Source organism: Inquilinus limosus (assembly GCF_002195995.1).
Taxonomy (GTDB): Bacteria; Pseudomonadota; Alphaproteobacteria; order DSM-16000; family Inquilinaceae; genus Inquilinus; species Inquilinus limosus_C.
Map to the genome: position 1 here is coordinate 21,619 of NZ_NHON01000089.1, position 6,259 is coordinate 27,877.

General features: G+C 71.6%; 7 protein-coding genes. All 7 read right to left on the reverse strand.

Annotated elements, in window-relative coordinates; all coding sequences use genetic code 11:
- Nucleotides 1-50: 50 nt before the first annotated feature.
- Nucleotides 51-1,514, reverse strand: a complete 1,464-nt coding sequence (locus BWR60_RS29595) for a PLP-dependent aminotransferase family protein (protein WP_088155798.1) — start codon at nt 1,512-1,514, stop codon at nt 51-53.
- Nucleotides 1,511-1,807, reverse strand: a complete 297-nt coding sequence (locus tag BWR60_RS29600) for a type II toxin-antitoxin system RelE/ParE family toxin (protein ID WP_088155800.1) — start codon at nt 1,805-1,807, stop codon at nt 1,511-1,513. Before BWR60_RS29600 ends, BWR60_RS29595 begins: the two co-directional genes overlap by 4 nt.
- A complete protein-coding gene (locus tag BWR60_RS29605; protein WP_088155802.1) occupies nt 1,804-2,061 on the reverse strand; it encodes a type II toxin-antitoxin system ParD family antitoxin in 258 nt (85 codons plus the stop codon). Before BWR60_RS29605 ends, BWR60_RS29600 begins: the two co-directional genes overlap by 4 nt.
- A gap of 78 nt (nt 2,062-2,139) precedes the next feature.
- Nucleotides 2,140-2,574, reverse strand: a complete 435-nt coding sequence (locus BWR60_RS29610) for a TIGR01244 family sulfur transferase (protein ID WP_088155804.1) — start codon at nt 2,572-2,574, stop codon at nt 2,140-2,142.
- Nucleotides 2,575-2,585: 11 nt separating this feature from the next.
- A complete protein-coding gene (locus BWR60_RS29615; protein ID WP_230983222.1) occupies nt 2,586-3,464 on the reverse strand; it encodes a DMT family transporter in 879 nt (292 codons plus the stop codon).
- On the reverse strand, nt 3,464-5,260 hold the full coding sequence (locus BWR60_RS29620) for an ABC-F family ATP-binding cassette domain-containing protein (protein ID WP_088155806.1): 1,797 nt from the start codon (nt 5,258-5,260) through the stop codon (nt 3,464-3,466). The genes BWR60_RS29615 and BWR60_RS29620 overlap by 1 nt, the downstream gene beginning before the upstream one ends.
- A 36-nt stretch (nt 5,261-5,296) precedes the next feature.
- Nucleotides 5,297-6,094 carry an ABC transporter ATP-binding protein gene (locus BWR60_RS29625; protein ID WP_088155808.1) on the reverse strand — a complete coding sequence of 266 codons (798 nt, stop codon included), beginning with the start codon at nt 6,092-6,094 and terminating at the stop codon, nt 5,297-5,299.
- Nucleotides 6,095-6,259 lie beyond the last annotated feature (165 nt).

The following is a 6,259-nucleotide window of genomic DNA, read 5'->3' on the forward strand; positions in this document are numbered from 1 at the left end:
TTCGCGGCATGTGGAAAGGTCCAATTCCGAACGGCCGGCCCGACCAATCGTCAGCGGAACCCGCGCAGCACCACCCCAAGCGTCCGCGCGGCGGCGTCGAGGGCCTGGGGCGGGTAGCCGGTGAAGCCCAGGATCAGCGCCCGGCGCGGCGGCGCCGCGATGTGCATCGGCGACAGCGGGCGGACCACGACGCCGCGCCGGCGCGCCGCCTCGGCCACCGCGACATCGTCCAGCCCCGGCCGCAGATCGGCGACGAGATACATGCCGCGGTCGACCGGGATGATGGTCAGGTCGTCGCCGGCCTCCACTGTCAGCGCCGCGGTCAGCCGGTCGCGCCGCTCGGCATATTCCTGGCGCATGCGGCGGATGTGGCGGGTGAAGTGGCCTTCGTTGATGAAGTCGACCAGCACGTCGTCGAGGATGGTCGACGGGAAGCGGTCGGCGGCGTTGCGGATCACGGCGAAGCGGTCGACCAGGTCCGGCGGCAGCACGACGTAGCCGACGCGCAGCCCCGGGAACAGAACCTTGCTGAGGGTGCCGATATAGATCACCCGGCCATGCCGGTCCAAGCCCTGCAGGGCCGAGAGCGGACGGCCGGAGAAGCGGAACTCGCTGTCGTAGTCGTCCTCGATCACCCAGCGCCCGTCGCGCGCCCAGTCCAGCAGCGCCAGCCGCCGCGGCAGGCTCATCGCCACGCCCAGCGGGTAGTGGTGCGTCGGGGTGCAGTAGAGCAGCCGCGCCTCGGGCTGCAGCGCCAGGCCGGCGGCGACGTCCAGCCCCTGCCCGTCGACCGGCACCGGCACGATCCGCAGCTGATGCTGCCGCAGGCAGGCCAGCGCCGCCGGGTAGCACGGATCCTCGATCCAGGCCGGGTCGCCGGCCTGCACCACGGCGCGCAGCACCAGGTCCAGCCCCTGCTGGCTGCCGGAGACGATGGCGATGCGGTCCGCGTCGCAGGCGACGGAGCGCGAGACGCGGAGATACTCCGCCAGGGCCTCGCGCAGCGGCCGGTGGCCCATCGGGTCGCCATAGCCGCGCTGGCGCACGCCGATGCCGCGCAGATGGCGCTGCACCAGCCGGCCCCAGGCGCGCTCGGTGGCCGGGTGCATGCCGCAGAAGCCGGCGGCGAAGGGCACCGTCTCGCCGCGCCAGGCCGGGGCCGCGGGGGCCTGGCCGGGGCTTTCCGCCGGCGCGGCCGGCTGATCCTCCGCCTCGATCCCGGCGGCGACATAGGTGCCGGCGCCGACCCGGCCGGCGACCACGCCCTCGGCCTGCAGCTGGTCATAGGCGGCGACCACGGTGGTGCGGGAGACGCCGAGCCGGTCGGCCAGGATTCGGGTCGCCGGCAGCCGCGTGCCGGCCGGCACCACCCGGCGGGCGATCAGGTCGCGCAGCGACAGGTGCAGCTGCTGGAACAGCGGCCGGCCGTCATCCGGATCCAACCCGAGATCGATCAGGTCGATCCATGAGACCGGGCGGTCGCGAGCCACCCGACCGGAAGGGCGCGCGGTCATGTGGGGAACAGGATCGGGGCATAGTCCATCGCCCCGTGCAGGATGTGCAGCACCGTCACGGTCTCGGCCTCGACCCGATAGAAAATCAGGTAGTTCCCGTGCACGCGCCAGCGAATTCCGCGATGCTCGTATCGTGGCACGAAAGGAAAGGCCTTGGGGATGTTGGCCAGCCCCGTGCACCGATCCCGCAGCTCCCGGATGAAGCTCAGGGCTCGGGCCGGGCTGTCCTCGGCGATGTGATCACCGATTGCCTTGAGATCAGCCTCGGCCGCGGCCGAGATGACGACGATCATGACGACCGCTTCGCCAACTCCCTGTACCTTTCCTCCAGCCGGTCGAAGACCTCGTCCGCGGGCTTGACCCGCCCCGCCTCTGCATCGGCTAGGCCTCGCGCCAGCGAGGCATCGAGGGCCGACAGGCGGGCTTCCCGTTCCTGAATCAGCCGGACGCCTTCGCGCAGCACCTCGCTCTTGGAGTTGTAGCGACCGGATTCGACCAGCTTCGCCACGAAGCTCTCGAGTTGCGCCCCCAGATCGGCACTGATCATCGGCAATCCTTTCCAGACTGCGCCACACAATGGTTCATAATAATTATCAACCCGTGCTGGCGCAACCGGAGCAGGCAGTCAGCCCTGGCGCAGCCGCGCCACCAGGTCCGGCAGGGAGGCGATCTGGAAGCCGTTCTCCGCCGCCTCGGCGACGAGATCGCCGGCGTCGCGGCGGCCGGCCAGGGCCTCGCCCGCGGCCCAGAGCAGGGTCGAGCGGGTGCCGCTGCGGCAATGCATCACCACCGGCTTCGGCGCCGACTCCAGAGCCTGCTGCATCGCCTCGACGTCGCCCGGCGCGATCGAGGAGGAGGTGACCGGGATGTGGATATAGGTCAGGCCCAGCTTCTCGGCCTCGGCCCGCGCCTGCTCGGCCGGCAGCTGGCCCGGCTCCTCGCCGTCCGGCCGGTTGTTGATCAGCGTCTTGGCGCCCGAGGCCGCGATCTCCGCGATCGCCGCGCGGTCCACCTGCGCCGTCGCGTACAGCTCGGGCGCGACTTCCGTCAGCTTGGCCATGGTCTTCCCTCTCACGTGACCTGCGCCTGGGCCTCGACCGCCTTGGGCCGGCGCAGGATGATGATGCCGACGCCGATCAGCGTGGCGATGCCGCCGATCAGCAGCGTCCAGCTGGCCGGCTCTCCCAGGAACAGCACGCCCGACAGCACGCCGAACACCGGCACCAGCAGCGTATAGGGCATGGTCTGGTTGACGGAATAGGTGCGCAGCAGCCGGTACCAGATGGCGTAGGAGAAGATCACCACGACCACCCCCTGGAAGGCCACCGCCATCCACGCCCACAAGCTGGCCCGGGTCACCGCCTGCCACTGCCCGTCCTCGATCGCCAGCGAGACCGCCAGCAGCATCGGCGCGGCGAACAGCGACATCCAGCCATTGATGGTGGAGGGGTCGAGATCGGTCATCCGCTTCATCTGGATGTTGGCGGCGGCCCAGACGATCGCCGCCAGCACGATCAGACCGATCGCCCACAGGGCCGAGCTGTGGCGCGGCTCGCCCGCCAGGATGGCGACGCCGCCGATGGCGACGGCCATGCCCAGCGCCCGGCGCCAGCCGATCCTGTCGCCGAAGAACAGCATGGACATGGCGGCCGAGGCCGGCACCTGCACCTGGATGACGATCGCCGCCACCGCGGCGTCGACATGCGCGAGGCCGGTGAACATCAGCGAGAAATGGGTCAGCCCCAGCATCACCGACAGGATCAGCACGTCGCGCCAGCGCCCGCGCGGCATGCGCACGAAGGGCACCAGCAGCAGCGCCACCAGCCCGAAGCGCAGCGCCATGAACAGGAGCGGCGGCAGCTCCGCGAGGCCGTATTTGGCGATCACGAAGTTGTAGCCCCAGATCAGCATGACGCCGACGGCCAGCAGCAGGTCGACCGGCCGCATCATCAGGCGCCGAGCTCCTCCGCCAGGGAGGCGAGCTCGAGCCAGCGCTCCTCCGCCGCCTCCTTCTCCGCCCCCGCCGCGGCCAGCCGGGCGGTCTTCCTGGCAAAGCCGTCGGGGTCGCGGGCATAGAGGCCGGGGTCGTGCAGCGCCCCACCGAGCTGAGCCATCTCGGCGGTCAGCGCCTCGATCTTGCCCGGCAGCAGGTCGAGCTCGCGCTGGTCCTTGAAGCTGAGCTTGGTGCGCGGCTTCGAAGCCGGGGGCCTGGCCGCCGGGGCGGGCTTGGCGGCCGAAGCAGGCGCCGCGGCCGGCGCCGGGCGCTGGCGCAGATAGTCGCTGTAGCCGCCGACATATTCCGTCACCCGGCCCTGGCCCTCGACCGCGATCACCGAGGTCACCAGCCGGTCGAGGAAGTCGCGGTCGTGGCTGACCAGGATCAGCGTGCCCTGGAAATCCGCCAGCACCTCCTCCAGCAGGTCCAGCGTCTCCAGGTCCAGATCGTTGGTCGGCTCGTCCAGGATCAGCAGGTTGCTGGGCCGGGCGAACAGCTTGGCCAGCAGCAGCCGGCCGCGCTCGCCGCCCGACAGGCTCTTCACCGGGCTGAACATGCGCGAGGAATCGAACAGGAAGTCGGACAGGTAGGAGGCGATGTGCCGCTTCTGGTCGCCGACCTGGACATGGTCGCCGCCATGCGGCAGCAGCACGTCGCGCAACGTCGCCTCGGGGTCGAGCGCGATGCGGGTCTGGTCGTAATAGGCGGGCTCCACCCCCGGCCCCAGCCGCACCGTGCCGGAATCCGGCGGCTCGGCGCCGGTCAGCACCTTGACCAGGGTCGACTTGCCGGCGCCGTTCGGGCCGATCACGCCGATCCGGTCGCCGCGCAGCACCCGGGTGGAGAAGTCGCGGACGATGACGGTGTCGCCGAAGGCCTTGGACACGCTTTCGGCCTCGATCGCCCGGACGGCGCCGCGGCCGGCCTCGGCGATGCCCAGCGCCGCCACGCCCTGGCGAGCGATCTGCGACCGCCGCTCGGCCCGCATGGCGTAGAGGGCGCGCAGCCGGCCCTGGTTGCGCTTGCGCCGAGCGCTGATGCCCTGGCGCGACCAGGTGGTCTCGGTGGCGATCTTCTTGTCGAGCCGGGCCCGCTCCGCCTCCTCCTGCGCCAGGATGGTCTCGGTCCACTCCTCGAACTGGGCGAAGGGCTTGTCCATCTGCCGCAGCACGCCGCGGTCGATCCACCAGGCGCGCTGCACCAGCGCGTTCAGGAAGGCGCGGTCGTGGCTGATCAGCAGCAGCGCGCCGCGCCAGGCCTTGAGCTCGCCCTCCAGCCATTCGATGGTCGGCAGGTCGAGATGGTTGGTCGGCTCATCCAGCAGCAGCACGTCCGGCTCGCCGACCACGGCGGCGGCGATGGCGGCCCGACGCCCCTCCCCGCCCGACAGAGTGCCGGTCGGCCGGTCGCCCTCCAGCTTCACCGCGGCCAGCACCTGCTCGACCCGCCAATGGTCGTGGGTGCGGTCGGCGGGAAGGGCCGAGGCGACATAGTCGGCCACGGTGGCGTGGGCGGACAGGTCCGGCTCCTGCGCCAGATAGGCGATGCGGACGCCCGGCTGGACGAAGCGCTCGCCGCCGTCGAGATCGATCGCCCCGGCCAGCGCCTTCAGGATGGTCGATTTGCCGCTGCCGTTGCGGCCGACCAGGCAGGCCTTGTCGCCGGCCGAAAGCGCCAGGTCGACGCCGGTCCAGAGGGGCGTGCCGCCGAAGGTGACGGCGGCGTTGCGAAGGCCGAGCAGGAGGGTCATGTGCCGAGGATCCGAGAGAGGCCGCCCTTGTCGCAACTATGGCAGGGCTTGGCTACCCCGGTTTGGACATACCGGACTCACGACGGACCGGCCGCCCGGCGTGCGCTCGACCGTCAGCGCCACGCCGTAGAGCCGGGTCAGCCGCTCCGGCGTCAGCACCGCGTCGACCGGCCCGGCCTCGAACCGGCCGCCCGGCTCCAGCACCGCCACCCGGTCGGCGGCGGCGAAGGCATGCTCCGGCTCATGGGTCGAGACCAGCACCGCCAGCCCGTCGGCCGCCAGGGCGCGGATCCGGTCCAGCACCTTGAGGCGGTTGCCGAGGTCGAGGCTGGCCGTCGGCTCGTCCATCACCACCACCCCGGCCTGCTGGGCCAGGGCGCGGGCGATCAGCGCCAGCTGCCGCTGCCCGCCGGAGATCCGGGTCGAATCCCGCGGCGCCAAAGCGGCGATGCCGAGCGTGTCGAGCGCCCGCATGGCGATGTCGAGATCGGCCTTGCCGGGGGTGGCGAAGGCGCCGAGCGCCGCCGTGCGCCCCATCACCACCAGGTCGAGCACGCTGTAGGCGAAGTCGCCGGGATAGGCCTGCGGCACATAGGCGACGCAGCGGGCCACCGCCGCCGGCCGCAGCCGCTCCAGCGCCTGACCGCCGATCCGGACGGTGCCGGCCAGCGGCGGGATCAGTCCCAGCAGTGTCTTGAACAGCGTGGTCTTGCCGACGCCGTTCGGCCCGAGCAGGCAGGTGACCGTGCCCGCTTCCAGCGCCAGGTCGATGCCGGCGGCGACGGCGGTGGTGCCGTAACCGATGGTGAGGGCCTCGGCGGAGAGCGCGGTCATCGCCGCCTCCGCCAGATGGGACGGCCGGCACCGGGGTCAGGCCCAAACTCAACGAGTCCCCCCTCCCCTCGCGGGAGGGGGGTAGGGGGAGGGGGTTCTCGACGCAGGAAGCGGCCCAGGCTGCCGCAGGCCGATGCGAATGGCGAGGCCGCCGCCCCACTTATT